This is a genomic window from Leisingera sp. SS27 (genome assembly GCF_028368855.1).
Taxonomy (GTDB): domain Bacteria; phylum Pseudomonadota; class Alphaproteobacteria; order Rhodobacterales; family Rhodobacteraceae; genus Leisingera.
Map to the genome: position 1 here is coordinate 1 of NZ_JAQNCY010000026.1, position 1,738 is coordinate 1,738.

2 protein-coding genes and 1 pseudogene are annotated in these 1,738 nt (G+C 60.9%); all 3 read left to right on the top strand.

Features of this window, described 5'->3' with window-relative positions:
- Positions 1-163: pseudogene (glyA, locus tag N6L27_RS23200) on the top strand (serine hydroxymethyltransferase); the annotation flags it as partial.
- A gap of 335 nt (positions 164-498) precedes the next feature.
- Positions 499-1,257, top strand: coding sequence for a DeoR/GlpR family DNA-binding transcription regulator (locus tag N6L27_RS23205; protein WP_271909789.1), 759 nt, complete (start codon positions 499-501; stop codon positions 1,255-1,257).
- Between the two features lie 145 nt (positions 1,258-1,402).
- On the top strand, positions 1,403-1,738 hold a 336-nt coding region (locus N6L27_RS23210; protein ID WP_271909787.1), incomplete at its 3' end, for a Na/Pi symporter.

Consider the following 1,738-nt stretch of genomic DNA (forward strand, 5'->3'; position numbering starts at 1 on the left):
CGGGTTCGGCGAGGCGGAGTTCCGCCAGATCGCCGACCTGATCATCGAGGTGATCGACGGGCTGGCAGCCAACGGTGAAGAGGGCAACGCGGATGTGGAAGCGGCGGTGCGCGCCAAGGTCGCGGATCTCTGCGCCAGCTTCCCGCTCTACCCGAACCTGTAAGACCTTCCGGGACGGAACACAGGACACCGCCGCGGCCCAAAAGCCGCGGCGGTTTTTTGTTGCCCTGCAGGCTTGCTTCGGAGGATTTGAACTGGCGGGCCGGGTCTGGCGGGTCGGCTGCCAGCAAGCCGGAAACGGTCTGCAGCGGCTGAAGGCAGATTACGTGGCCTGTTTCATTGGCGGCGTTCGGCAATGTCTGTGCAGAACCCCGGCCGCAGCAGTGTGGCTCCGGAAAGCCTTGTAATGCGGAGGTGGCCCGTGCCTAATTGCGCAGAAATGGCTTAAGCAAATGGAACACTCTCTTGTCGGACTCTCTCTCCCTGTCCCATCGTGAAATGGAGCTGGTGGACGCACTGCGCCGCCTGGGCGGCTCTGCGCGCAGCGCTGAACTGGCCAAGATGCTGGATGTGTCCGAAGAGACGGTCCGCCGCACAATAAAGGCACTGAACAAAGCGGGGGCTGTTCAGCGAGTGCATGGCGGCGCTTTTCTGGCGGGCCCGCAAAGCGCAACAAGTTTTGCACGGCGGATTTCTGAAAATCAGAGGGAAAAGGCCCGGATTGCTGCGCTTACGGCCAGCTATGTGCGTGACGGAATGGCGGTGTTCCTTGATGTCGGTTCTACCACAGCCTTTGTTGCGGAGGAATTGCGGCACAAGTCGGATCTGACTGTGGTAACAAACTCAATTGGCGCGGCACAAACCCTGGCAAATCATAATGGAAACCGGGTGCATTTTCTGGGTGGAGAAATGCAGAGCAATGAGCGGGGCACTTTCGGTTTTGTTGCCGAACAGCAGCTGCGCCGGTTCGCGCTTGACTTGGCGGTCCTGTCTGCGGATGCGCTTTCTGCTAAACAAGGCGTGCTCTATCACAGTGCGGACGAGGCTCAGCTGGCGCGCGTCGCTGCTGACTGCGCCCAGAAGGTTGCGGTTGCAATGGCGCATCCGAAGTTTGCAGAAACGGCTCCTCACTGCGGGCCAGAGCCTCGCCGGATTACTGTTTTGTTCACCGATCAGGATCCCGGCAAGAAGCTGTCCGTTGCTTTGACCGGCTGGGGGGTGAAAACAGAGGTTGCTTTATCCGGCAAGGGAGATTGAAACAGGTGCCTGCAAGGATGCGGGCGCAGAGCGGAACACCTGCCGGTTCGGCGGCAGGAATTGCAGTTGCCGCCGGAGACGTGCGGCACTAAGGCCATGCCGGGAGCGGTTAAGCTCCGGGAATAGGTTTTGAGCGGAAACTGACATGGCGATACTGACCTTTCTGATCAGCCTTGCTGGCGCGACGATGCTGCTTTTGTATGCGGTGCGGATGGTGCGGACCGGGATTGAACGCAGTTACGGGGCCTCGTTCCAGCGGCTGCTGACCGCACGCCAAAGCCACCTGCAGGCGGGGCTGATGGGGCTGGTCCTGGCGATCGTGCTGCAAAGCTCGGCGGCGGTGGCGCTCTTGACTTCCGGCTTTGCCGCCAGCGGCTACCTGGCTTTTCCAACCGGGCTGGCGATTGTGCTGGGCGGCGATCTCGGCTCGGCGCTGATCATCCAGATCCTGTCGTTCAAGCTCGACTGGCTTGTGCCGGTG